Origin of the sequence: Mucilaginibacter sp. AK015, assembly GCF_014200785.1 — a bacterium.
Classification (GTDB): Bacteria; Bacteroidota; Bacteroidia; order Sphingobacteriales; family Sphingobacteriaceae; genus Mucilaginibacter.
On sequence record NZ_JACHCV010000005.1, the window covers coordinates 93,268 to 118,316 of the forward strand.

A 25,049-nucleotide genomic window follows, 5' to 3' on the forward strand; every position below is an offset into this window, starting at 1 on the left:
TAAACACTTTATTTTGGCGTAATAATATTGTATTTTCGGCCGGTATCTATTTATCAAAAATGAAAAAGCTACTGTCGACATTACTAATCTTATTTTCCTGTAGCGCTTACGCGCAAACGCCTGTAAGGGCATTTGGTGCCGGCCTCGAGCTCGGCGTACCTGCAAACAGCGTGTTTGCTATAGGCTTTGGCGGCTCGGGTAAGGCCGAAGTACCGTTGGTTTCTGCGCTAAGCCTTAGCGTTACCGGTGGCTTTACAAGTTTTCACTATAAAAGCGCTTTAATCGGCAGTTCAACTACACAGCCGGCAGTAAATTATATACCTGTGAAGGCAGGCGTTAAATATTATTTTAGCCCGGGTTTTTATGCTGAGGGCGAAGCCGGGAATGCTTTTCAAACAAATTACACCAAAGAGAACCTTTTCATTATTGCTGTTGGTCCGGGCTTTATAGTCTCTACAGGGGAACATAGCGGCATTGATTTTGGCTTCAGGTACGAAAACTGGGGAAGCGGCCGCTTAAGGCAAACTGCTATCAGGGTTGCGTACCGGTTTGGATGGTAATTCACACTCCTTAAATATTCACAACAACGTGTACAGCATCCTTAAAAAAGAAATAATTGCCTACTTCAGCTCGCTGGTGGCTTATATTACCATCGGCGTTTTCCTGCTTGTTTTGGGGTTGTTTTTATGGGTGTTTCCCGATACCAGTATCCTGGCTTATGGTTATGCCGGATTGGACAGCTTGTTTAGCACTGCCCCCTACCTTTTTATGTTCCTGGTGCCTGCCATTACCATGCGTTTACTGGCCGAGGAGCGTAAAGAGGGCACCTTTGAATTGCTATTGACCCGCCCGCTCACTGATGTACAAATAGTGTTGGGGAAATATTTTGCGGGGGTAGTTATTGTGCTTTTTGCGCTTGCACCTACGCTGGTGTATTATTTTAGCGTTTACACATTGGGTACGCCGCAGGGAAATATCGATACAGGGGCGGTTATCGGCTCGTATATCGGCCTGTTTTTGTTGGGTTCATCTTTCGCGGCCATAGGATTATTTGCATCGTCGGTAAGCAAAAACCAGGTTATAGCGTTTACCATAGCTGTTTTTTTGTGTTTCTTTTGTTATAGCGGATTCGATTCGCTGAGCACCATTTTATCACTTCAAAACCTGGGCCTGCAAAGTTTGGGTATCACACAGCACTATCAATCTATTAGCCGCGGCGTGCTGGATACACGCGACCTGGTATATTTTATCCTTTTAGCCACATTATTTATCTGGCTTACACTTTTTGTACTGAACAGGCAGGCAGGTAAAAGATTTGTTAATACGTTGTTCCTGAGCGCGTTGGGTATCATGTTCTCGCTGAGCATCTTATCGGGAAAGTTATTTACCCGGTTCGATTTCACTAAGGAGAAACGTTTTACTATTTCGCCTGTCAGTCGTGCGGTAATGGACAGCCTGCCGCAAGCGGTTAACGTTACCGTATACCTGCAGGGAAACGATTTCCCCGGCGGGATGAAACGGCTGCAAACATCTGTTAGAGACATGCTGGCCGATCTGCAGGCATATAGCCATGGCAAACTCCGGTTTGATTTTACCGATCCGCTGAAAGGCCTGTCTAACGATCAGCAGAAGCAGGCTTATGACGATTTACAGGCAAAGGGCATCGAGGCACAAAACCTGAGCGTAAAAACTGATGATGGCGTTTCGCAAAAGGTGATCTTCCCTTTTGCTTTGGTGTCGTACGGCGATAAAAACATCCCGGTTAAGCTACTGCAATCGCAGAGCAACATGAATTTGGCGCCCGATGAGGTGCTGAACAACTCTATCCAAAATTTAGAGTACGGCTTTACATCGGCCATAAAAAAAATAACCAGCGGTGGCAAGCAGCGCATAGGCTTTACCGAAGGGCATAACGAACTTACTGACGTAGAGCTTAATGATGCCATGCGCTCGTTAGCCGACGGTTATTTGGTTGGCCGTGTTAATTTAACCAGCATACCATTTGATAGCCTTGCCAAAATAAGCCTGCTGGTGATACCCAAGCCTGATAAGGCCTTTACCGAACTTGAAAAATATAAGCTTGACCAGTATATTATGCATGGGGGCCGGGTACTTTGGGCGATAGACCAGGTAAGCGCCGAACTGGATAGCCTGCGGGGGCATGGCGGCGAGCAACTTGCCTTTAACAAGCAGCTAAATTTAGACGACCAGCTTTTTGGTTATGGCGTACGTATTAATTACGACCTGATTGCCGACATGAACTGTTCGGCTATCCCGGTAAATACAGGCAATGTGGGCGGGCAGCCGCAGATACAATTGCTGCAATGGTTGTTTAACCCCGTTTACCTGCCATTTGCCAAGCATCCTATCGTTAAAAACCTTGACGGGATCACCAGCCAGTTTGCCAGCACTATCGATCTGCTTGATGTTAAGAACGTAGAGAAAACCATCCTGCTTACTTCGTCGCCATATAATAAAAAAATAAGCGCCCCGCATATGCTATCGCTGCAGTCGCTGCAGGACGAACCCAAACCCGCGGAGTTTCAGAGCGCGCCGAAAATTACAGGCGTTTTGCTGGAAGGGAGCTTTAAGTCGGATTTTAGGAACCGCCCCATACCCGAAGGCCTGACTGATAAAATATCGCCGTTACAACAAAGTAAGGCTACAAAAATGATCGTGCTGAGCGATGGCGATATATTGCGCAACCAGATTGGCGCGGATGGTTCGCCGTACCCACTTGGTTATGACCGCTACACTCGGCAAACCTACGGCAACAAAAACCTGCTTTTGAATATGGCCGATTACATGACAGATGATTCGGGCCTGATAGCATTACGCAGTAAAGAGATACAAATACGCCTGCTCAACCGTGCCCGTATACGGCAGGAGAAGCTGTTTTGGCAACTGGTAAATAATATTGCGCCCCTTGGTATAGTGTTAATATTTGCTATTTTTCAACATTATATACGCAAGCGAAAGTATGCTCATTAAATTTTATACTTTTGGTACATAAACGTTATTAAACATCATGAGATTTATTGTTTCCACATCAACACTACTCAAGCAATTACAGTCTGTAAGTGGTGCTTTAAGCAACAGCACCGTATTGCCCATACTGGAAAACTTTTTGTTTGAGATCAAAGACGGGAACTTAACGATTTCTGCCACCGATTTGCAAACCAGCATGACCACATCGCTGGCAGTTGAAGCCAAAGAGAATGGCCGTATAGCTATACCATCGCGTATATTGCTGGATACCCTTAAATCGTTACCGGAGCAACCTGTTGCTTTCTCTGTAGACGACAGCACCTTTGCTATTGAAATAAGCGCCGGCGACGGTAAGTACAAGCTTAGCGGCGAAAATGGCGAAGATTTTCCGAAGATACCGGTTGTTGAGAACGCATCGTCAGTAAACTTGCCCGCTTCTGTATTGGGCGAGGCCATTAATAAAACCATATTTGCTGTTAGTAACGACGAGCTGCGCCCTGCCATGACGGGCGTATTTTGCCAGCTAAGCAGCCAGCACCTTACCTTTGTAGCTACTGATGCCCACAAGCTGGTACGTTACCGCCGTAAAGATGCAAAGGCCGACAGCACCACATCATTTATATTGCCAAAAAAGGCGTTAACACTGCTAAAATCAGCCTTGCCGGCAGATGATGTGAACGTATCTGTTGAATATAACAGCACAAGCGCCTTCTTTAAGTTTGGCAATATCAATTTAGTATGCCGCCTTATTGATGAGCGTTACCCCGATTATGAAGCAGTTATCCCGAAGGAAAACCCAAATAAACTTTCTATCGACCGTTTGGCATTCTTAGGCTCATTAAATCGCGTGGCTATATACGCTAATAAAACCACTCACCAGGTGAGGTTAAAAATAAGCGGCAGCGAGTTGAATATTTCCTCAGAAGATATTGATTTCGCCAATGAGGCACACGAACGCCTAAGTTGCCAGTACGAAGGAGACGATATGGAAATAGGCTTTAATGCCCGCTTCCTGATAGAGATGCTCAAAAATTTGAACTGCGAGGAGGTGTCGTTAGAGATGTCGACCCCTAACCGCGCAGGCTTACTGCTGCCACAAGGCGGCGACGAAAATGAAGATGTATTAATGCTGGTAATGCCGGTAATGCTGAATAGCTACGCGTAACTGGTAAGTAGTGGGGAATGAATCGTGAGTGGTTGCCGCCCGGATACTAACACCATCAATCAACCAGCCACAAATCAACTCAAAACAGTCTGGCATAAGCCGGACTTTTTTGTGCGCCTTATAACAAAAACCGTTATAATTGAGTTATATAGCATCTGCTTGTTAATAATGAAAGTAAACAGACTTATTTTTATAGCTTTTATGGCTTTTTTAGGGGTGCAATCCTGTAAAAAAGGAGATGATGCCCCTATAACTAAACCTACTACGCTTATAAATTTCATTAACGCATCCACCGATACACTTAATTTTTATGTGAACGGAAGCAGGCTTAATACACTGGCCTCATCATATCCGCAGGGCTCAACAGGGTATATCTCTACGCCGCTTGGCGAGCAAAACTACCAGGCAAAAAAAATGGGATCGCCTGTGGCGCTGTTCGATCTGCGGTTACCGCTGGATTCGGGCAGCATATATTCATTATATATTACCGACGGCACATTGGAAAATACATTTACTATCACTGATAGTTTGTACACACTGCCAGATACCGTAACCACCATACGTTTTGTACATACATCTCCCAACCTGGGTGGTGTAGACGTTTTTGTTGGCGATACTGTGAATTTTAAAGCGCGGACATTTAAATCCGCCAGTGTATTTTTAGAAGTTAACCCGGGCGTAAAGCGCATACGTATTTACAAAGCGGGTACAACCGAACTATTGAGCGATGAGCAGCGCACTTTGCAAAGCCGCCGGGCTTATACCCTTTTTACAAAAGGGGCACTAAGCACCGCAGGCAGCGCATCGTCAGGTACGGGTTTAATCATAAATAAGTAGCTATGGCTAATAAAAATAAAAGCGGCATATTATTGGGCCTGTGTTTATTTATAACATTAGGTATGGTTATACCTATGCTTGCATCGTGCGGCAAAACCGGGGTAAGTGCCAGCAGCGGGTTAAATGCACGATTGAAAATTGTGAACTTAAGCCCCGATATACAACCTTTTAACCTGTATGCCTTTTATATAAAGCAAAGCACGGCGGCTTATAGCTACCCCAACGCTTCAGATTATTTTTTGATTAACAGTATTGATACGCCCCTGCAAATAAGGACGGCTCAAACGGTGAACGGTGTAAGCCCTACAAATTTGCTGAGTTTAGGAGGTTCTTTAAAACCAAATTTACCATATACCTGGTTTGTTACCGGCTTGCTGTCTGATAGTTCGCTAACATCCATTTTAACTATCGATACCGGCAGCACGCCTGGCAATGGCCGTGGTAAAATAAGATTTGTTAATGCATCGCCCAATAGCCCCGCTTTAAATTTAACAGCTAACGATACCATTGCCTTTAAAAATGTTACCTATAAAGGCCAAACCGGTTTTATAGAGTTAACGGCAGGTAGTTATAACCTTAATGTGAGCGCTACCCGCGACCCAAAAACCGTTTTGGCGGGTCGGCCGAATTTTACCATTGCCGATGGCAAATTATATACTATGTATTTTTATGGCCTTTCTAACAGGGCTGATACCGCAACCTATGGCACCAATGTTATATTAAACACGTTGCCCCCCGGTACAAAATATTAAGGTTGGGTATCTGTTTTATCTTTATACTTTTGTTAAAATTTTAAAGCCTTGGAAATAATACACAGTATCATCGACTTTATTTTACACATTGATAAGCACCTGGTACAAATAACCAGTGAATACCAAAGCTGGACATATCTTATACTCTTCGTTATCATTTTCGCTGAAACCGGTTTTGTGGTTACACCCTTCCTGCCGGGCGATTCGCTGCTGTTTGCTGCCGGCGCCTTAATTGCCGGGGGCAAATCGGGCCTTGATATTTATTTACTAACAGTTATTCTGATAATAGCGGCTGTTACCGGTAATACGGTAAATTATATGTTGGGTAAGTTTTTAGGGGCCAGGGTTTTTAAAGAAGAGAATAAGATACTGAAATTGAGTTATTACCTGCAAACCAAGGCCTTTTTTGATAAGCACGGCGGCAAAGCTGTAATATTCAGCCGGTTTGTGCCTATTATACGCACCGTGGCGCCCTTTGTGGCCGGGGTGGGGCGTATGCCATTTAGCCGTTACAGCCTCTATAATATTGTTGGTGGTATAAGTTGGATCCTTATCTTTTTGTTTTGCGGGTTTTGGTTTGGTAAGGTGCCTTTCATCGAGAAGAATTTTTCGCTGGTGGCTATTATCATTATACTGGTATCCATTATTCCGCCATTATTCGCCATCATCAAAAGTAAGATGAGTAAAAAGGGGCAGCCAATACGATAAAACCAAGCTTTATGCCGTTTTGATAATGGTTATCGATTTGGCTGATTTTTCTCTGAGTATCTTATTTTTTATCTAAAAATATCAATTTATCTCCACTGTATTTATAGTAATGCAGATTTTTCCACGCAGCTTTTTTACGCCATTGCCGCCATTGTGGTAATGTTAAAAGTTGAAGCCCTGAATCGGTGAAAGTATCAAGATAGTATACGTTTAATTTTTTTGGATCGACGTAGAAGTGGAAGCTGGTCCTAAACATATCCATGTTGCTTATCCCCACCTGCACTCCCCAGTAATTATTAAACGTTGGGTTAGGTTCATCATCCGTTATTATCAACGGTTTTGCGGCACTTGCGTCCTTAAAAAAAAGTTTGGTTTCCCGTAACGATTTAACCTTATTAATGATCGATAACTTCACCTTTTTGTTGCCGTCAACACCCGCCTGTTGTGCGGTACATTTTTCGCCATAACTGCTTGTAATCACAGTAATCAGAATAAAGTAAACGAATGATTTCATGAGAAATTATGGCTTACCTAAAACTAACACTTTCCCCGCTTTATACAAAGCCTGTTCTTTGTCGATCTGCTGCCTTTCATACTTTGTCAACGGTTTCGCTATCAGCTTGTCGAGGTCGGGTTGCCCGGCATCAACCCATGCCGAAAACCAAAAACTGCCTACGCTTAATATAGACGCCCGCATTTGCCTTTGCACCATGCCCCTGAGGCGCTTGTGGTAAGCCTTACAATAAGCTACTGAATATACTTTTATTTTGCGATCGCCACGCTGCTCCAAGGCATATTTTTGTGCGGCCAGGAACGATTTATTCAACAAGCGTTCTGCCCTTAGTACGGTATCGGCACATTTAAATGAGCCGCGGCATATTTTAAAGGCCTCGGCCAGCGGGTTTGCTATATACCGGGCTTTACCCACATTGTAGTTGTATGCATTGCTGAATAACTCGGGCAGGCGGCTTTCCCATAAGGCGTGGATGCCAGCCTGACCGGTGAGCTGCCCATCGTAGTTTTCCGTTAAATGCAGCGGTGTATGCGCGTCGGATATATAATGCGCCAGGTTTGATGATGTGATGAGGATTGAGGTGGTATCGTGCGCCTTAAACGCCTTTACCAGCCAGTAGTAATTTGATGCTATAGCCCATGGAACGGTGCCGTACTTGTTAAGCGTATCGCTCGAGTATTTGGCCGCCGCGTCTATCCAATGCTGCGGCACATCCCTGAACGGCTGCTTACCGTAGTGGTCGGCGTCAAAAAAATGGTGAGGGGCTTCGGTGCTGTCTACATAGCGCTTTTTATCGGCACTAACGGCATGTTCTGTTATAAAGCCGATATTCGCCTTGTAAAAACCTGCCATATCCTTAGGTAATGTAAAAACCGCCAGCCGGTTAATGCGGTAATGCGCGAAGAAACCCCACGACGAGCAAAAGATAATTATGGCTATGCCGGAGATGCTGGTTATAAGGGCACGCTTCATGCACAGTAAATATGGCGATTTTTGTGACAGGGTAAAAGAAATGTTTGCTTGCTTTTTTCAGGTTTGCTGCCGTGAAGGAAACCCTGAACATTGATGAGGTCTGCTCAATCAAGGTTTGGCCTTTCCTGTGCGTTAGGGGTAGAAGCGGATACCGGCATGGCGCCTAAGGCCTGTGCAGTATGAGCGGATAACCCGGGCCGAAGGCAACGCTATAAGAGCTAACGATAATGCCGGCCATATTATTAATTCCGTCCGTCCGCTAAACTGCCCGGACTAACAGGACAAAACGGACAGATACTAATAGCCTAATGAACCGAGGAGCAATGAACCAACAACCTATTTATCCACAATTTAAAAATAACATAAATAGCCTTGCATATTTAAATTTGTGTGCCTATATTTGCAACCTCAAAATAAAAGAAAAAGAATAACAAAGCTATACGATGGCAAATCATAAATCATCCATAAAAAGAATCAGGGCAAACGCTGCGAAGCGTCTGCGTAACAGGTACCAGGCAAAAACCACCAGAAACGCGATCAAAAAACTGAGAGGTACTACCACCAAAGCTGATGCCACACCTTTATTGTCAAAAGTGATCTCGATGTTAGATCGTTTGGCTAAAAAGAACGTTATTCACAAAAACAAAGCTTCGAACAATAAATCAAAGCTTACAAAATTTGTAAACGCTTTAAGCTAATAGCTTAATTAATAATATTAAAAAGGGATAGTACGAAAGTATTATCCCTTTTTTGTTGGGTGTACGAGAGAGTTACTCACCCCGCGGCACTTCGCGCGCAAGTCTTTCTGTTGCGCAAATAGGGTGAAAAAGTAAAAGAAAAACTCCCCTCTTTCCGAAGGAGAGAGGGGTTGGGGGTGAGTAAAAATATTTTTCTATTTTTAGGTGCAGATAATCCCTAAACCACGTGGAAGACTACCCCAATAAAATAAGCATCAAATCATGGGCTGAGGAAGACCGCCCGCGCGAAAAGTTGAGCGGGCAGGGAAGGCGCGCCCTTACCGATGCCGAACTGATAGCCATATTGATAGGCAGCGGAAGCCGTGACGAAAGCGCTGTCGAGTTAAGTAAGCGCATCCTGCATCATTATGATAACGACCTGAATAAGCTCGGCAAAGCAGGCATAAGCGAACTGTGCAGGTTTAAAGGAGTAGGCGAGGCCAAGGCTATATCTATCATAGCCGCGCTGGAGATTGGCCGCCGCAGGGGCGATACCGAAATAAAGGTGCTTGATGAAGTAAAAAGCAGCCGCGATGGGTACAATATTATGCGCCGCCATTTGATGGATTTGAACCACGAGGAGTTTTGGATAATGCTGATAGGCCGTTCAAGCAAAGTACTGGCTAAAGAACTGGTGAGCAAGGGCGGGCTTAGTGGCACCGTTGCCGACCCGAAGATCATCTTCCATATGGCATTGCAGCACCAGGCCAGCGCTATTATTATGGTGCATAACCATCCCTCGGGTAATTTAAAGCCAAGCCGCGAAGATCTTGTGCTAACGAAAAAGATAGCCGATGCAGGCCGCATGCTGGATATTAACGTGCTGGACCATCTCATCATTACCGATAGCGGCTACTTTAGCTTTGGCGACGAAGGACTGTTGTGATTTCGGATTTTAGATTTTGTACTGTTAAATAGGCGTGAGGCGCTTTTGTCCTATTAAAACCAGCTTTGCGAAAAATTCCAAACAACCGGTGGTATAAGCTGTTCTAATTACAATATCTAAAATCGTAATTCTAAAATCGTAAATCATCATGATAGAGCAACCCAACGATCAGGACGATCAACTACAACAAGACGACCAGTTAAGCCAAACCGAGAATGAGGAGCAGATGAGCCAGCAGGATATCCACAGCAACGGCTTTGATGAAACCAATAACGATATCGGCGAAACCGACGAAACCGACCAGGCCAACCAGGCTTACGACGCTGCAGAGCCATCATATACCCTTAATCTGGATGATGATGACAACAGTACCGGTGATGATGAATAAGTAAACGATGTTTGTCCGTCCGTTCCGGATTACGGAAGTATCCGGACGGTACGGACAAATGTTTGCAGGTTGTCCGCAGTGTTCCGCAATGTCCGTATCGGTAAACGGACGGACAGCAGTTAAAATTTAATATCATCATCCTTATTTTGCTATAAACGCATTGTAGCACGGTTTATTTAGCTTATCATCAAAGTTTCGATTGCGTTTATACCTCATGCATCCCATTGCTAAAATTTTAAACTGATAAATATGAAAACCCCAGTTTTTATATAATACTCTACCCTTACTAATACTTATATATAGATATATAAGATCAGATGGCTGTGTGGAGTGGTCCTTAGAAGATTGTGGTGATTTATACAAATGTACGGATAAATATTTGATAATCAATACTTTATTTATAAATATACAAATAAACCTGCTGATGTGTCTGTCCGTCCGCAAAGAGATGCGGACATTGCAGAACACTGCGGACAAAAAGGCTGTTCTTGTCCGGTATCGTCCGCTGTGTTCCGCTTAAGTAAACGGACGGACAAAACCTGATAAGCGCAAAAACATCAGGGTAAAACCTTTCGCCTTTAGCCTTTAACCTTTCGCCCTCAAATCATATCTTTGCTGCTATAATGAAGATATCGTACAACTGGCTTAAAGAATTTATTGATACAGAGAAAACCCCTCAGGAAATATCTGCCATACTTACAGGTACCGGCTTAGAGGTTGAAAGCCTTGAGAAGGTACAGGCCATACCCGGCGGTTTGGAAGGCCTGGTTATCGGCTATGTAAAAGAATGCATCGATCACCCGAACTCCGACCATCTGCACATTACTAAGGTGGATGTTGGCACCGGCGAAGACCTGCAAATTGTTTGCGGCGCCAATAACGTTGCGGCAGGCCAAAAGGTGGTTGTAGCTACCGTTGGCACAACCTTATACCCAACAAGCGGCGAACCTTTTGTTATCAAGAGATCAAAGATACGCGGGGAGGCATCCGAAGGGATGATCTGCGCCGAAGACGAGATAGGCCTCGGTACCGACCATGACGGTATTATGGTGCTTGATGCTGCTACTGCCGTAGGTACACCTGCTAAAGACTATTTTAAGCTGAACGACGATTACATGTACGAGATAGGCCTTACTCCTAACCGTGCTGATGCGGCATCACACCTGGGTACGGCAAGGGATATAGCGGCTTTTTTGAAACTGGAAGTTAAAAAGCCTGATGTAAGTGGGTTTACGATCGTTAAAAAAGACAGCCCTACACAGGTTATAATTGAGAATGAGGCGGCTGCGCCAAGATATTCGGGCTTAAATATTTCGGGTATAAAGGTTGGCGATTCGCCTGCGTGGTTAAAAGAACGTTTAGCGGTAATAGGTGTGCGCAGCATTAACAACGTGGTTGATGTTACCAACTATGTACTGCACGAGTTGGGCCAGCCTTTACATGCCTTTGATGCCGCGGCTATTACCGGAAACACCGTTATTGTGAAGAACGTAGCCGAGGGCACTCTATTTACAACCCTGGATGATGTTGAACGCAAGCTAACGGTCGACGATCTGATGATATGCAATGCTGAAGAACCGATGTGTATTGCCGGTGTATTTGGCGGCGCAAAATCAGGCGTGAATGAAAATACTACCAGCATCTTCCTGGAGAGCGCTTATTTCAACGCTGTATCGGTACGTAAAACGGCCAAAAGGTTTGGGTTAAAAACAGATGCTTCGTTTCGTTTTGAGCGCGGCACCGACCCGGATATGACCGTATTCGCCCTAAAGCGCGCGGCTTTAATGATACAGCAGGTTGCGGGTGGTGAGGTAACGTCGGACATTTTTGACCATTACCCTGCACCCGTAGCGCCCTTTGCCGTTGATATCACCTATAACACCATAAATAGACTGATAGGAAAGGCCATTGGCAACGATACCATTAAAAGCATCCTTACTGCCCTGGATATACAGATTGTGAGCGAAACCGCCGAAGGCTTATCCCTCAAAGTTCCCCCGTACCGTGTGGATGTAACACGCGATGTGGATGTGGTAGAGGAGATACTGCGCATCTATGGTTATAATAACATCGAGATACCTACACAGATCAGGGCGTCACTGAACAACTCGGTACGGCCTGAAAAGGATACCGTGCAAAACGTAATTGCCGACCTGCTTAGCGCGAACGGCTTTAACGAGATGCTGGCCAACTCGCTTACCAAACTCAGCTACTCGGATAACCCCGATACGGCTGTTAAAATAGTGAACCCGCTGAGCAGCGACCTGGACGCCATGCGCCAAACCTTGTTATACTCGGGTTTAGAAGCTATTGCCTACAACCAGAACCGCCGCAGCGCCGACCTGAAACTGTACGAATTTGGTAAAGTATACGCCACAAAAGATGATAAGTTTATCGAAACACAGCGCTTCAGCGTATTTATTACCGGTGCCAATACCGCCGAGCAATGGAACCAAAAGCAAAAGCCGGTAACTTTTTACAATATCAAGGCTATTGTCGATGGCATATTACAACGCCTTAAAATAACCGATTTTGTGGTAGAAGATGCTACCTGCAGCAAACTGGCTTTTGGCCTGCAATACATGCTAAATGGCAAGCCACTGGTTAAGTTTGGTGCGGTAGGCGCCAACGCGTTAAAAAAGGTTGATGTGGATAAAGAGGTTTTTTATGCCGACTTTAACTTCGACCTGGTGCTTGCTGCGGTGCGCAAGAACAAGATAGTTTACCAGGAGGTATCTAAATTCCCCGCAGTGCGCAGGGACCTGAGCATGCTGGTAGATAAAGCCGTAACTTTCGGGCAGCTAAAGCAGATAGCCGGACGAACGGACAAAAAGCTTTTGAAAGAAGTAAACGTGTTTGATGTTTACCAGGGCGATAAACTGCCCGCAGGTAAAAAGTCGTACGCGCTGAGCTTTACCCTGCAGGACACCGAAAAAACTTTAACCGATAAGGCGATTGATACCCTGATGCAGAAATTAATTTATAATTTAGGCAAAGAAGCAGGAGCAGAGATTCGCAAATAATTAGCGAGAGACTGAATTAGTGAATTAGTGATCTCTTAATTCACCATCATTAATTCGCTAAATCGCTAATTCAATAAATCACTAACTAAACAAATGGCCTCAGTTGCAGAACAATTAAATAAAGTTGTAGAAAAAACCGAAAGGTTAATTGAGCTTTGTGCTGCATTGCAGGAAGAAAATGATCTGCTGAAACTGGAAAGCGAAGCATTGAACGTGGCTTTAAAAGCCAGTACAAACAAAACAAAAGACCTGGAAGAAAAGCTTCGTGTATTGAAACTTGCTAAGTCGTTTTCAGAAACAAATGAAAAAAGTGTTGACATTAAGCAAAAAATTAACGACTTTGTGCAGGAAATAGATAAGTGTATTGTATTGCTAAAAAAGTAATACAGAAAGTGAAAAGCTCAAATGGGAGAAATCTCAATAAAAATAAACATTGCCGACCGGGTTTACCCCTTAAAGGTAAACATGGAAGAAGAGGAAATTATAAGAAGGGCAGCTAAACTGATCAACGACCGTATAAAAGAGTACCAGGAAAATTACGCGGTTAGGGATAAACAGGATTTGCTTTCGATGTGTGTGCTGCATTATGCAACATCATCATTAAAGGCGGATAAAAAGGTTACTACGGAAGATACCGAAGTAGCCGAGAAGGTTTACCAGTTAGATCATTTGCTGAACGATTTTTTTTCGAAACAATAACGTTCTTTAAAATGAGCTGAAAGCAAACAGCACAAAGCAAAAAAGCCCTGAAAAGCTTTTAGCTTTAGTCTTTAAGCTTTTAGCCAGCCAGAGCTATTAAGATTTAACCGCAGTTAAATTTTAAGTTTTCACTATTAAAAACTTAACGCTTCAATATCTTCGGATTACAAGAGGCATGCGTTGATCGTGTATTTAACGGGAACCCGTGATCCACTCCATCCGACAAGAAGTTTTTACGATACATGAACACTTAGAAGTTTAGTTGCGGTTTTTTTATTTATATAACCTAAATAACCAATGAACAATATATTATACATTATTATTGGGCTCCTTATGGGTGTCCCTACCGGGATCGTCATAGGGCGTTTCCTGCTACGCAAGCTTTTTAAAGACCAGGAAATAGGCGCTCAGAACAAAGTAAAAAAGATACTTAAGGATGCAGAGAATAACGCCGAAATATTAAAAAAGAACCGCCTTTTGGAAGCAAAAGAAAAGTTCTTACAAATGAAGGCCGAGCACGAACAGGACGTAAACGCAAAAAACAATGTGCTGAACCAGCGCGAGAACGGCATCAAGCAAAAGGAGCAATCGCTTAACCAGAAGCTGGAGAACATGAACCGCAAGGAGATTGAGCTGGATAACGCCCGTAAAAAACTGGAAGCCCAAACCGATATATTGGTAAAAAAGCAGGACGAAGTTGAGCATTTGAAGAACCAGCACGTTGCACAGCTTGAAACCATTGCAGGCCTGAGCGCCGAGGACGCCAAAAACCAATTAGTGGATAACCTGCGCGAAGAAGCCCGCAGTAAAGCTATGGCGCAAATAAAAGATATAGTTGACGAGGCCAAACTAACGGCAACTAAAGAAGCGAAGAAAATTGTTATTCAGACCATACAGCGAACCGCTACCGAAAGTGCTATTGAAAACACCGTATCTATCTTCAATATCGAGAATGATGAGATAAAAGGCCGTATCATTGGCCGCGAGGGGCGTAATATCCGCGCGTTGGAAGCAGCAACCGGTATCGAAATTATTGTGGATGACACCCCGGAAGCGATCATCCTGTCGGGCTTTGACCCAGTTAGGCGCGAGATTGCCCGTTTGGCTATGCACCGCCTGGTGACGGACGGACGTATTCACCCGGCGCGCATTGAAGAAGTGGTTGCCAAAACCAAAAAGCAGATAGAAGAAGAAATTGTTGAGATAGGCGAGCGTACCGTAATTGACCTGGGCATAACCGGTTTGCATCCTGAATTGATCAGGATGGTTGGGCGTATGCGTTACCGCTCTTCATACGGGCAAAACCTGTTGCAGCACTCGCGCGAGGTGGCTAACTTCTGCGCTACTATGGCCGCAGAGTTGGGTTTGAACGTGAAACTGGCCAAACGCGCGGGCCTACTGCACGATATTGGTAAAGTGCCTGATGATAACCCCGAATTGCCGCACGCTATTTTGGGCATGCAGCTTGCCGAAAAATATAAAGAACACCCCGAAGTATGTAATGCCATTGGCGCCCACCACGACGAAGTAGAAATGACATCGATGCTGTCGCCAATAATACAGGTTTGCGACGCTATTTCAGGCGCAAGGCCGGGCGCACGCCGTGAGGTGGTAGAAAGTTACATAAAACGGTTAAAAGAGCTTGAGGAGCTTGCTTTATCATATCCTGGCGTCGAAAAAACGTTTGCTATACAGGCCGGCCGCGAATTGCGGGTTGTGGTAGAAAGCGAAAAGATATCGGATGCGCAATCTGAGATATTGGCGGCAGATATATCAAACCGTATACAAACAGAAATGACCTATCCGGGGCAGATAAAAGTTACCGTTATCAGGGAAACCCGTTCGGTAGCGTTTGCTAAGTAATTTATTAGAACTTATACAGGCCCTCTCTCAATAGGAGAGGGCTTTTTTATTTCTGATGGGGAAACAACATTCAAATATCAAAACCACGGCGACAAAAATGCCGGGAGATAAGCGCAAGATCGAAATTTATTTCGACCGTTTAGACGCCAGTCACCAAAACGCTACTAACCGGTTGCTTCATTATTTATTTGTCCCTGTGATGATGCTGGGCATACTCGGTATGGCATGGGCTTTGCCGTTTCCGCATATTGGCTTTTTGGGCAAATATAATGGCTACTTTAACTGGGCATCGTTTGTGATCGCCTTTGCCATATATTTCTATTTGAAGCTGTCACCGCTCTTATCATACTTCGCCTTATTTTTGCTATTTGGCCTCAGCTATGGCGTAATGCAGCTGGAACTATACGAAAAAGCCGGCGGCACCCCGTTAGCCATGATCAGCGTATTGGCATTAATAATTGGCTTAACAGGGCAGTTCATCGGCGGTAAAATTGAGGGCAAAGAAGAATCTTTTAACGATGATACCAAATTGCTGGCTGTAACCCCGTTATGGGTGTTGTACAGTTTGACAAAGAAGTTTGGGTTGAGGTATTAGATCTCTAAACTAACCATTTCATTGCCGTCTGCTTTAGCTGACGGCGTAGATGGTAGAAAGGCCCTGCTTCAGCCAAATATTTGCTATTCGGCTAAAGCCGGTTATCCGTCAGCTAAAGCAGATGGCAATGATGTATGTCCGATTTGTCCATAACGTCCGCACCCGCAACCGGACGGACAAAAAACCAACGGTCATGCTAAACGCATGTGAAGCATCTAATTGCCGCTGTGCATTTCCAACAAGCAATGTTCGCTAAGTAGATCCTTCGCTTTAGCCCGGGATGACAAAGAGTGTTAAATGCAATCAAATCCTTTAATGACAAAATCTGTTTAATCCAGGTTAAAGGTTCTTCCCCAATTTCTCCAATATATCCTGCGGTACTTTTTGCAGGTCTAAAACCAGGAAGCCATCCAGGCAATCGGCGAATTTGGGGTCGATATTGAAACTGATGATATGAGCATTAAGGGCAAGGTATTGGCGCAGCAGCACAGGCACCTTCATGTTATGCGTTTCTATTTCTGATATCAGGTTATCAAGGCCTTTGAACGAGTCGCCGCCCGATAAGAGCAGGTCAGTATCAATGTTCTCCAGGTTAACCTTAAACTTTTTACGGGGTTTTACATATTGTGCCATTTCGTGATCAAAATGGTTGCGGTTAATGTAATCTACAATAAGCGACTTACTGAACTGTGAAAATGAATTGCTGATGCTCACCGGACCTATCAGGTAACGATAGCGCGGATTATCTATCACAAACTTCAAGATGCCCTTCCATAGCAAAAACAGGGGCAGGGGTTTGGTCTGATATTCCTTACGTATCCACGACCGGCCCAACTCAAGGCTTTTTTTCAGTATAGGAGTGAACTGCTCTTTTAGCTTAAATAATTCGTTAATGTAAAATCCCTTTTTTCCAACGCCATAAAATATCTCATCGCCCAGGCCAATGCGGTAAGCGCCTACTATTACTTTAGCCTCGGTATCCCAAATAAACAGGTGGTGGTAGTAAATATCGTATTCGTCAAGGTCGGTAGCTTTATTGGTGCCTTCTCCAACCTCACGGAAGGTGATCTCGCGCAGGCGGCCTATCTCGCGGATGATACAGGGTATTTGCGCGGTAGGGGCGATGAAAACTTCGTAGTTTTTCTCGGTCCAGATCTTATAATTCTCTCGAAGTGGTTCTACTTCCTGCTCCAACCTCGCCGATGGTGTTTCGGGCACAATGGCTTGGGGCTGTTTTTTTATCTTAAAAAGGTTACGTGGGTTAAACAGCCTTTTTTCCTCGTCTAAACCGGCACCCAGTGCGTAAGTTTTGGCGCGCAAAAAGTTCAGTATTTTAGCGCTGTTTGCATTATCAGGTATATCCTCAACTTTTATCGGCTTACCAATGCGCAGTTTAATGGTGTGGCCCTGCTTGTTAAACAACTCTGATGGCAGCTTGGCGGTGCGCAGGGTGGGATGTATCAGGCTGAGGAGGTTAAAAAGTAGGCCGTTATTGCCATGAAAGTATATAGGTACCACGGGCACTTTTGCCTTGGCTATTATCTTGCCCACTACCGGGTGCCACAGCCTGTCGGTAACTTCTTGTTTTTCTATTTTAAAGGTAGATACCTCGCCTGCCGGGAAGATACCGATAGGTGTACCCTTTGCCAGCAGTTCCAGCGTATTTTTTAGCCCGCTGATGCTTGATGAATGCTCAACGTTCTCAAAAGGGTTTACGGCAATAAAGTAATCGCTCAGGTTAGGTATCTTCTTTAGCAGAAAATTGGCCATCAGTTTAGCGTCGGGCCTAACCATGGTTAATATTTTAAGCAGTACCAGTCCTTCTATTCCGCCATAGGGGTGGTTGGCAATGGCTATAAAAGCGCCATTTTTAGGTATATGCTTTAACTCATTTTCGTCAAAATCAATTTCAATGCCACAGCCTTTTAAAATAGCGTCGATAAACTCGGGGCCTTTTTTGGGTTGGGCTTGTGCAAACAGGTCATTCACCTGGTTTATTTTCATGAGCTCCATCAATAGAGCTGCCAGGCCGGGCATTTTAAGTTTATCCAGTTTGGTAGCCTTTGCAAACTCTTCGGTGGTTATTATTTTCATGCTAAAAGCAATAGATCTGTCGAAAATTATTAATTTAACAACTCAATGGCCGTTAATGAAAGCGCAGTTTAAAAATCACATCTCCCTTACTAAAAAAGAATGGAATGGCATGGTTGTGCTGCTGTTATTGATAGCGTCGGCGCTTGCGGCACCGTACGTTTATCAATGCTTTAGCAAAGATACTACAATAAACGTTACAGAATTTAAAAGCGATATAGCGGCGCTTGATAATGCCGGCCGGAAGTCTTCAAACAGCCTTAAAACGTCCCGAACCCCGCTTTTTAAGTTCAACCCCAATACCGCCGCCTCGGCTGATTGGCAAAAACTCGGGATTACAATGAAACAAGCGGAAACCATTAAAAACTATATAAAAAATGGCGGCCGATTTCGGAAGGTGGATGACCTGAAAAAAATATACGGCCTTACAACAAGCGATTATGAGCGCTTAGCGCCTTATGTTGTTATCCCGGAAGAGAAAGTCGCAGCTAAAGCACTTGTAGAATTAAATAGTGCCGATTCAGCCCGTTTAACATCCGTTGAGGGGGTTGGCCCTGCATTTGCAAAGCGTATCATATACTACCGCGAAAGGTTGGGGGGATTTGTTGCAAAAGAACAACTAAAGGAAGTTTATGGGATAGACGAGTTGAAGTATAAAGAGATAGTAGGGCAGGTTAGAGTTGATGCAGGTAATATTCGCAAGCTTAATATTAATACCGTCAGCTTTGATAAACTGCACCTGTTGCCCTATCTGAATTATAAGCAGGTAAATGCTATTATAGAATATCGCAATCAACACGGCAATTATACATCTCTCAATGATCTTAAGAATATTGCCATTATTGATGAAGGAATTTTGCGTAAAATTGAACCTTATTTAATTTATAAATGATAGAGCAGCAAATTAAAACAGCTATACGCGATATTCACGATTTCCCGAAGCCGGGCATCATATTTAAGGATATTACCCCGATATTAAAAGATCCGGCGCTTTGCGAAAAAATTAATGATGCCTTTGTTGAAAAACTGCGGGGTATGCATATTGATGCCGTAGCGGGGGTAGAGAGCCGGGGTTTTTTGTTCGGCCTGGCTCTTGCAAACAGGTTGGGGCTGCCGTTTATACCGGTGCGCAAAGCGGGGAAGCTGCCACATACCGTTAACCAGAAAGTTTACGATCTGGAGTATGGCACGGCCGCTATAGAGATCCACACCGACGCCTTTAACCCTGGCGACCGGATACTGATACATGACGACCTGCTGGCTACGGGCGGTACGGTAACAGCTGCCAGCGAGTTAATACAAGAGATGGGCGGCACTGTTGCGGGCTTTAGTTTTATAGTTGGATTAAGCTTTTTGAACGGCCTGCAAAAAATAGCGCCCATTAGCGACAATATTACTGTATTAGCCAATTACTGATCCCCGCTTTTTATCTAGCCATTCCGGTATGTTTTAGCTATCAGATTTAAGAGATTTTTCTGTTAAATACAGCTGCCCGCATCTTATTTATACGCTGCGGGCTTTTTTATTAGAGGTTTTATAAAAATGTGTGTTTTGTAACAAATTTGGCAGATAATTAGTAATATTACGTTCAGGTAGATTTACCAGTTGATCTATAAAACCAAGCAAATTATAACCAGCGTTACTACTAATCAACTTGATAAGCGGCTGCATTTATGGCTTGTTTTATAGCGTTTAAGTTAAATCCCTTTTTTTGTAAACAAGTATGCGGTTTTTTCTGAAGGTTCTATTTACCCTGTCACTGGCCTATCCTGTTGTTACTATTGGCGCCGGTACAGACACCATTCTTACAGCGTTAAAAACCGAAATAAGTCGCAAAAACATATACGATAACGCCAAGCAGGCGCGCATACTTCGTTTAAAAAAATTACAACGCACCACCTCCAGACTCAATTATGCTAAGCAGTATGATATTTGCCTGCAGTTATATGATGAATATAAATCATACCAATACGATTCGGCGTACGTGTATGTAAATAAGCTCAAGGATATCAGCGTAGCTATGAACGATATGTCGCGCGCGTATTACAGCCAGATAAAGCTTGGGTTTATTTTACTTTCATCCGGGATGTTCAAGGAAACCTTCGATAGTATGCGTGCGGTGGATCCGAAAGTGCTTAATGATTCGATGAAGGTGGAATATTATTTTATTATGTATCGCTGCAATAGTGATCTTGCGAAATATAACAGCGATAAATATTTTGCCCCCGATTATATCAAAAAAGGCTATGCTTATATCGATTCGGCTATAAAGCTAAGCAAACCCGGCTCGGTAAACCGTATATACTATACAGGGTTAAAACACGTTGCCGAGAATGATAATATAAACGGGTCGCAGGAGCTTAGCAAACTTACAGCGCCCGATGCACCTGTATCCATGCACCTGCGGGCGATGATAACCTGCTCTTTGGGGCAGATTTACCTGAACAGCGACCGCAGGCAGGAGGGGGTAGCGTTGCTTGCACAATCGGCCATTGCTGATATCAAATCGTCGACGAAAGAGACTGTAGCGCTTTTCACCCTTGCCGAGCAATTATATAAATCAGGTAATATAAAAGATGCTTATGCTTTTATACAACTGGCTAAGGCTGATGCAGATTTTTATGGTGCAAGGCAGCGTAAAATACAGATTGGTGCCATTTTACCTTTGGTTGCGGCCGAAGAATTAAACCACTCTGAAAAGGAAAAACAAACCATCCTGATGTATTTGCTGGCTATTACGGCCCTTGCATCGTTAGTTATTTTGTTTTCGGTAATGATATATAAGCAACTGGGGAAACTTAAACACAAGGAACGCATTATTGAAGACCAGAATGTACAGTTAAAAGATATTAATTATAAACTGGTTGAAGACGCCCATATTAAGGAAGAATATATAGGTCAATTTTTCAAGATCATATCCGGCTATATATTAAAATTAGAGAAACTTAAAATGTCGGTTGATACCAAGTTATCTATAAAAAAGTATGACGATATCCGGCTGATAATCAACGGTATAAATATTAAGAAAGAACGCGAGGCGTTGTACTACAGCTTTGACCATATTTTTCTTAAGATATTTCCGAATTTTATCTCGGTATTTAATTCTCAGTTTGAAGAAAAAGACCAGATATGGCCGCATGAGCACGAGGTACTAAACACCGATCTGCGCATATTCGCCCTAATTCGCATGGGTATAAATGATAACGAAACCATTGCCAAGATCCTTGAATATTCTGTAAACACCATTTATGTATACAAGATGCGTATCAAAGCAAAGTCCAAAAATCCTGAACAATTTGAACAGCGTATTATGGACATAAAAGCTGTTGATACCATTGGATAATGAAAACATGTTTCTGTATCATTTTAGATACTTTAAAAACTATATAGCATACTTTTTTAACATTTTTTGCCCGTAAAAGTGTCAATATTGATTATATTTTTTACTAAAAAAAGCAACATAAATAACTGTAAATTAGGGTTTTAATATTTATAAAGCTTATATTTTTTCATAAACGCACCAAAGTAGTAGGGAATGAGGCGCAGGACACACATCTTTGTATAGAGATAAGAAGTTTAGGCGACAAATGTTTATTTAACTTATATCTGTTGCTTTACAAAGCAAAGCTATAAACCAATTATATACCGTACTAAGTATTAAGTTTTACAGGGACAGCCTATTACGCCGTGTCATTTTTTATGGCCGATTTTATATGCAACCCGAATATTTTATTAGTAAATAACAAAACCATGTACTAAATTTATATAACCAATTATTAATTAAACCACAAACTATGCAATTTAAACACTTACTCACATTATGTTTTTTTGCTTTAACCTGCCTCTTTGTTCAGCCGGTCCTGGCGCAAAACACAGCAATTACAGGTAAAGTAACTGATGCCAAGACCAGGGAACCGCTGATCGGCGTATCTGTAGGCGCGGCAGGTGGTATCGGAACATTAACCAGTGTTGATGGTACTTTCAGGCTTTCGGTACCGGCAGGAACTACTGCTTTAACTTTTACCTACATTGGGTATAAAAGCTTAACAGTTCCGCTTAACGGCCAAACATCCTTATCTGTTTCGCTCGAATCTTCAAGCACCTCTTTAAACGAGGTAGTTGTAATAGGTTACGGCAGCCAGCGTGTTAAAGATGCAACCGGTTCTGTAGCCTCGTTAAGCCCTAAAGATTTTAACAAGGGTGTTATCGCTACTCCCGAGCAGTTATTGCAGGGCCGTATAGCCGGCGTGCAGGTAACACCGGCAAGCGGCGAGCCGGGCGCAGGCGCTACCATAAACATACGTGGTGCCAGTTCTATCCGTTCGGGTAGCAGCCCGTTATATGTAGTTGACGGCGTTCCGTTAGACAATGGCGGTACCTCCGGCGGTTTTGATAGTGGTGCAGGTAGCTCATCTGCACGTAACCCGCTGGCGTTTATCAACCCTGCGGATATCGAAAATGTATCAATATTGAAAGATGCGTCGGCTTCTGCTATTTATGGTTCGCGTGGTGCAAACGGCGTTATATTAATTACTACCCGTAAAGGCCGCAAAGGGCAGGGCGTACAGTTTGGCGCAAGCACAAGCATTTCTAATGCCGCAAAAACTTACGATCTGCTTAATCGTCAGCAATTTTTAGCTGGCGTAAAAAGTGTTGGTTCAAACCCCGGCACTGTTGCTAAGGGTGGTGTAGATTATGGTGCCAATACCGATTGGCAAAAAGAAATACTTCGTACCGCAATATCTCAAAACTATAACTTAGCTTTTGGCGGTGCAAGCAATACCGGTAACTATCGCGCTTCAATAGGTTATGATAACCAGCAAGGTATCATAAAAAGAACCGACCTTAAACGTTTAACCGGCCGCTTAAACGCGTCGCAATCATTTTTTGGCGAGCGCTTAAAATTTGATCTGCAATCAACTATCTCTAATGTTAAAGACAGGTTTGCGCCTATCACCAACAACGCAGGCTTTAATGGTAGCTTAATTGGTGCTGCAATTCAAACTAACCCAACCATCCCTGTGTTTGACAGCGAGGGCAGGTACTTCTCATTAAACGGCTACGAAAATGGCTTCCCTAAAGGTAACACCTTCAGAAACCCGGTTTCGTTATTAAACCAGATAGATGATACCGATAACGTTAACCGTTACCTGAATAACCTTACCATGACGATAAGATTATTTGAAGGTTTATCGTACAAAGGCAATGCCGGCGCGGATATAGCGAGGGGACAGCGGGAAACGTATTACGATCCTACAATTGTTGGTTTTACCGATGAATCGAACATAGGCGATTTTAAAGTTCCGTCGGCAACCGGCAACGGCCGCGGCATATTGGTACACAACGAAGTTACCAACTTAACAACTGAGCATACCTTAAACTATGATAAAAAATGGACCGACAACAGCTCAATTACAGCTTTAGTTGGTTATTCATATCAAACCTTTAAAAACTTTAACCGTGGTAACCTGGCCTGGGGCACTGCAACACCCGGCGAATTTGTGAAAGATTTTGACAAGTTTAAAAACCACATGCCATACGATTTTAGTAACAGGAACGGTCTGGACAGCAGCAGCTATAAATTACAATCGTATTTTGCACGTGTAAATTACTCTTATAAAGACCGCTACATTGTAACCGCTACTGTAAGGCGCGATGGGTCGTCTCGTTTTGGTACAAACAATCAATATGCAACTTTCCCGGCCCTGGCAGCTAAATGGCGCATAAGCAATGAAAGCTTTGCTCCAAAAAGCATATTTGATGATCTGAGCCTTCGTTTAAACTACGGTAAAACCGGTAACCAGGACTACCCTTCATATGCTTCAAAAAAATTAAGACAGAGCAATTACCTGGGTACGTCAAGCGCCACAATAGGTGCCGATAACCCCGACCTGAAATGGGAAACCCAAACCGCTTATGGTGCCGGTATCGATTTCAGCGTACTTAAAGGCCGTTTAAACGGTACCGTAGATTATTTCAACAAATCGCAGTCTGACCTTTTATTCTTAGACATACTTGCACAACCGGCTTCTTCTACAACCATCTGGAGAAACTTGGATGGTAATGTTAGAAATACCGGTGTTGAGGTAGGCTTAAACTTTGCCGCAGTACAGGGTAAGGATTTTACCTGGGATATTGCCTATAACATGACGTTTATAAAAAACAGGGTAGAAGATTTTGGTGCACGTAACGTAATAACCGGTAACATTGATGGCCAGGGCTTATCTGGTGCATACGCGCAGTTTATTGGTAACGGTTACCCGCTTTATAGCTTTAACGTTCCAAACTACTCTGGCTTAGGCCCTGATGGTTTCGGTATATACCCTCAAGGTATCGACGTATCGAGCATCCAAGGCAGCCCGCTGCCAACATTTACCGCTGGTTTAACAAACAGTTTCGGATATAAAAACTTTAACTTTAGCTTCTTCATGAACGGAGCTACCGGATTTTATATCTACAATAACACAGCTAACGCTTTCTTTTACAAAGGCAACCTTGTTAGTGGTCGTAACGTAACAAAAGCAGTAGCCATGACAAACGAAAATGCACTTAACTCTGGCGAGGTATCAACCCGTTTCTTAGAAAAAGGTGATTTCTTAAGGTTAAGCAACGCTACTGTTGGCTATACAGTGCCTGTAAATGGTAAGGTATTTAAAACACTCAGGTTCTCATTAACAGGCCAAAACCTGTTCCTGATTACTAACTACAGCGGCCTTGACCCAGAAATTAATACAAATAAAGAAAGAAATGGCGTGCCATCAAGGGGTATAGATTACACTTCTTATCCAAGCGCACGTACATTCACATTAGGTTTAAATGCAGGTTTCTAAA

General features: G+C 43.5%; 21 protein-coding genes. 18 read left to right on the forward strand and 3 right to left on the reverse strand.

What is annotated here, in order from left to right; translation table 11 throughout:
• The first annotated feature begins 59 nt into the window (after nucleotides 1-59).
• From HDC91_RS17815 to HDC91_RS17840, 6 genes are all read left to right on the forward strand, one after another.
• Nucleotides 60-560, forward strand: coding sequence for an outer membrane beta-barrel protein (locus HDC91_RS17815; RefSeq protein WP_183554494.1), 501 nt, complete (start codon nucleotides 60-62; stop codon nucleotides 558-560).
• A gap of 28 nt (nucleotides 561-588) precedes the next feature.
• Complete coding sequence (gldG, locus tag HDC91_RS17820) at nucleotides 589-2,991, forward strand: gliding motility-associated ABC transporter substrate-binding protein GldG (protein ID WP_183554495.1); 2,403 nt, start codon at nucleotides 589-591, stop codon at nucleotides 2,989-2,991.
• A 37-nt stretch (nucleotides 2,992-3,028) separates the two neighbouring features.
• Nucleotides 3,029-4,153 (forward strand): DNA polymerase III subunit beta, encoded by a 1,125-nt coding sequence (gene dnaN / locus HDC91_RS17825; RefSeq protein WP_162433032.1) that lies wholly within the window; start codon nucleotides 3,029-3,031, stop codon nucleotides 4,151-4,153.
• 168 nt (nucleotides 4,154-4,321) lie between these two features.
• Entirely contained in the window at nucleotides 4,322-4,990 is a 669-nt protein-coding gene (locus HDC91_RS17830; protein ID WP_183554497.1) for a DUF4397 domain-containing protein, read from the forward strand.
• A 2-nt stretch (nucleotides 4,991-4,992) separates the two neighbouring features.
• Entirely contained in the window at nucleotides 4,993-5,742 is a 750-nt protein-coding gene (locus HDC91_RS17835; protein WP_183554499.1) for a DUF4397 domain-containing protein, read from the forward strand.
• Nucleotides 5,743-5,790: 48 nt separating this feature from the next.
• Nucleotides 5,791-6,450: a DedA family protein gene (locus HDC91_RS17840; RefSeq protein ID WP_183554501.1), complete on the forward strand. Its 660-nt coding sequence runs from the start codon at nucleotides 5,791-5,793 to the stop codon at nucleotides 6,448-6,450.
• Nucleotides 6,451-6,511: 61 nt separating this feature from the next.
• Here HDC91_RS17840 and HDC91_RS17845 read toward each other — a convergent pair whose 3' ends face one another.
• Together HDC91_RS17845 and HDC91_RS17850 are read right to left on the reverse strand one after the other, a co-directional pair.
• Nucleotides 6,512-6,931: a hypothetical protein gene (locus HDC91_RS17845; protein ID WP_221262264.1), complete on the reverse strand. Its 420-nt coding sequence runs from the start codon at nucleotides 6,929-6,931 to the stop codon at nucleotides 6,512-6,514.
• A 39-nt stretch (nucleotides 6,932-6,970) separates the two neighbouring features.
• Entirely contained in the window at nucleotides 6,971-7,936 is a 966-nt protein-coding gene (locus HDC91_RS17850; protein ID WP_183554505.1) for a zinc dependent phospholipase C family protein, read from the reverse strand.
• A gap of 443 nt (nucleotides 7,937-8,379) precedes the next feature.
• On the opposite strand from HDC91_RS17850, the gene rpsT reads away from it, so the two are divergent.
• The 8 genes from rpsT to HDC91_RS17890 all read left to right on the forward strand — a co-directional run bounded on the left by rpsT (nucleotide 8,380) and on the right by HDC91_RS17890 (nucleotide 16,127).
• A complete protein-coding gene (gene rpsT, locus HDC91_RS17855; protein WP_162433026.1) occupies nucleotides 8,380-8,634 on the forward strand; it encodes a 30S ribosomal protein S20 in 255 nt (84 codons plus the stop codon).
• A gap of 226 nt (nucleotides 8,635-8,860) precedes the next feature.
• A complete protein-coding gene (gene radC, locus HDC91_RS17860) occupies nucleotides 8,861-9,559 on the forward strand; it encodes a DNA repair protein RadC (protein ID WP_183554507.1) in 699 nt (232 codons plus the stop codon).
• A gap of 148 nt (nucleotides 9,560-9,707) precedes the next feature.
• Nucleotides 9,708-9,947, forward strand: a complete 240-nt coding sequence (locus HDC91_RS17865) for a hypothetical protein (RefSeq protein ID WP_183554509.1) — start codon at nucleotides 9,708-9,710, stop codon at nucleotides 9,945-9,947.
• 623 nt (nucleotides 9,948-10,570) lie between these two features.
• On the forward strand, nucleotides 10,571-12,970 hold the full coding sequence (pheT, locus tag HDC91_RS17870; protein WP_183554511.1) for a phenylalanine--tRNA ligase subunit beta: 2,400 nt from the start codon (nucleotides 10,571-10,573) through the stop codon (nucleotides 12,968-12,970).
• A gap of 93 nt (nucleotides 12,971-13,063) precedes the next feature.
• Nucleotides 13,064-13,354 (forward strand): hypothetical protein, encoded by a 291-nt coding sequence (locus tag HDC91_RS17875; protein ID WP_067052893.1) that lies wholly within the window; start codon nucleotides 13,064-13,066, stop codon nucleotides 13,352-13,354.
• 21 nt (nucleotides 13,355-13,375) lie between these two features.
• Nucleotides 13,376-13,669: a cell division protein ZapA gene (locus HDC91_RS17880; RefSeq protein WP_134337669.1), complete on the forward strand. Its 294-nt coding sequence runs from the start codon at nucleotides 13,376-13,378 to the stop codon at nucleotides 13,667-13,669.
• A gap of 297 nt (nucleotides 13,670-13,966) precedes the next feature.
• Entirely contained in the window at nucleotides 13,967-15,532 is a 1,566-nt protein-coding gene (rny, locus tag HDC91_RS17885) for a ribonuclease Y (protein WP_162433022.1), read from the forward strand.
• Nucleotides 15,533-15,587: 55 nt separating this feature from the next.
• Complete coding sequence (locus HDC91_RS17890; protein ID WP_255476789.1) at nucleotides 15,588-16,127, forward strand: DUF962 domain-containing protein; 540 nt, start codon at nucleotides 15,588-15,590, stop codon at nucleotides 16,125-16,127.
• Nucleotides 16,128-16,466: 339 nt separating this feature from the next.
• Here the strand turns inward: HDC91_RS17890 and HDC91_RS17895 are convergent, their stop codons facing one another.
• Nucleotides 16,467-18,221, reverse strand: a complete 1,755-nt coding sequence (locus tag HDC91_RS17895; protein ID WP_183554513.1) for a lysophospholipid acyltransferase family protein — start codon at nucleotides 18,219-18,221, stop codon at nucleotides 16,467-16,469.
• A 55-nt stretch (nucleotides 18,222-18,276) separates the two neighbouring features.
• Here HDC91_RS17895 and HDC91_RS17900 point away from each other — a divergent pair, with 55 nt between their 5' ends.
• From HDC91_RS17900 to HDC91_RS17915, 4 genes are all read left to right on the forward strand, one after another.
• Entirely contained in the window at nucleotides 18,277-19,110 is an 834-nt protein-coding gene (locus tag HDC91_RS17900; RefSeq protein ID WP_183554514.1) for a ComEA family DNA-binding protein, read from the forward strand.
• Nucleotides 19,107-19,634, forward strand: a complete 528-nt coding sequence (locus HDC91_RS17905; protein ID WP_183554516.1) for an adenine phosphoribosyltransferase — start codon at nucleotides 19,107-19,109, stop codon at nucleotides 19,632-19,634. The genes HDC91_RS17900 and HDC91_RS17905 overlap by 4 nt, the downstream gene beginning before the upstream one ends.
• A gap of 307 nt (nucleotides 19,635-19,941) precedes the next feature.
• The gene (locus HDC91_RS17910; RefSeq protein ID WP_183554518.1) at nucleotides 19,942-21,561 is read left to right on the forward strand and encodes a DUF6377 domain-containing protein; all 1,620 of its coding nucleotides are present in this window, start codon (nucleotides 19,942-19,944) and stop codon (nucleotides 21,559-21,561) included.
• Between the two features lie 451 nt (nucleotides 21,562-22,012).
• Complete coding sequence (locus HDC91_RS17915) at nucleotides 22,013-25,048, forward strand: SusC/RagA family TonB-linked outer membrane protein (protein WP_183554520.1); 3,036 nt, start codon at nucleotides 22,013-22,015, stop codon at nucleotides 25,046-25,048.
• Nucleotide 25,049: the final 1 nt, after the last annotated feature.

What these genes read in the sequence shown, in the direction of transcription:
- HDC91_RS17815 (WP_183554494.1), top strand. Translation starts at nt 60, where the DNA reads ATGAAAAAGCTACTGTCGACATTACTAATCTTATTTTCCTGTAGCGCT.
- dnaN (WP_162433032.1), top strand. Translation starts at nt 3,029, where the DNA reads ATGAGATTTATTGTTTCCACATCAACACTACTCAAGCAATTACAGTCT.
- HDC91_RS17830 (WP_183554497.1), top strand. Translation starts at nt 4,322, where the DNA reads ATGAAAGTAAACAGACTTATTTTTATAGCTTTTATGGCTTTTTTAGGG.
- HDC91_RS17835 (WP_183554499.1), top strand. Translation starts at nt 4,993, where the DNA reads ATGGCTAATAAAAATAAAAGCGGCATATTATTGGGCCTGTGTTTATTT.
- HDC91_RS17850 (WP_183554505.1), bottom strand. Translation starts at nt 7,936, where the DNA reads ATGAAGCGTGCCCTTATAACCAGCATCTCCGGCATAGCCATAATTATC.
- rpsT (WP_162433026.1), top strand. Translation starts at nt 8,380, where the DNA reads ATGGCAAATCATAAATCATCCATAAAAAGAATCAGGGCAAACGCTGCG.
- HDC91_RS17865 (WP_183554509.1), top strand. Translation starts at nt 9,708, where the DNA reads ATGATAGAGCAACCCAACGATCAGGACGATCAACTACAACAAGACGAC.
- pheT (WP_183554511.1), top strand. Translation starts at nt 10,571, where the DNA reads ATGAAGATATCGTACAACTGGCTTAAAGAATTTATTGATACAGAGAAA.
- HDC91_RS17875 (WP_067052893.1), top strand. Translation starts at nt 13,064, where the DNA reads ATGGCCTCAGTTGCAGAACAATTAAATAAAGTTGTAGAAAAAACCGAA.
- HDC91_RS17880 (WP_134337669.1), top strand. Translation starts at nt 13,376, where the DNA reads ATGGGAGAAATCTCAATAAAAATAAACATTGCCGACCGGGTTTACCCC.
- rny (WP_162433022.1), top strand. Translation starts at nt 13,967, where the DNA reads ATGAACAATATATTATACATTATTATTGGGCTCCTTATGGGTGTCCCT.
- HDC91_RS17890 (WP_255476789.1), top strand. Translation starts at nt 15,588, where the DNA reads ATGGGGAAACAACATTCAAATATCAAAACCACGGCGACAAAAATGCCG.
- HDC91_RS17895 (WP_183554513.1), bottom strand. Translation starts at nt 18,221, where the DNA reads ATGAAAATAATAACCACCGAAGAGTTTGCAAAGGCTACCAAACTGGAT.
- HDC91_RS17900 (WP_183554514.1), top strand. Translation starts at nt 18,277, where the DNA reads ATGAAAGCGCAGTTTAAAAATCACATCTCCCTTACTAAAAAAGAATGG.
- HDC91_RS17905 (WP_183554516.1), top strand. Translation starts at nt 19,107, where the DNA reads ATGATAGAGCAGCAAATTAAAACAGCTATACGCGATATTCACGATTTC.
- HDC91_RS17910 (WP_183554518.1), top strand. Translation starts at nt 19,942, where the DNA reads ATGCGGTTTTTTCTGAAGGTTCTATTTACCCTGTCACTGGCCTATCCT.
- HDC91_RS17915 (WP_183554520.1), top strand. Translation starts at nt 22,013, where the DNA reads ATGCAATTTAAACACTTACTCACATTATGTTTTTTTGCTTTAACCTGC.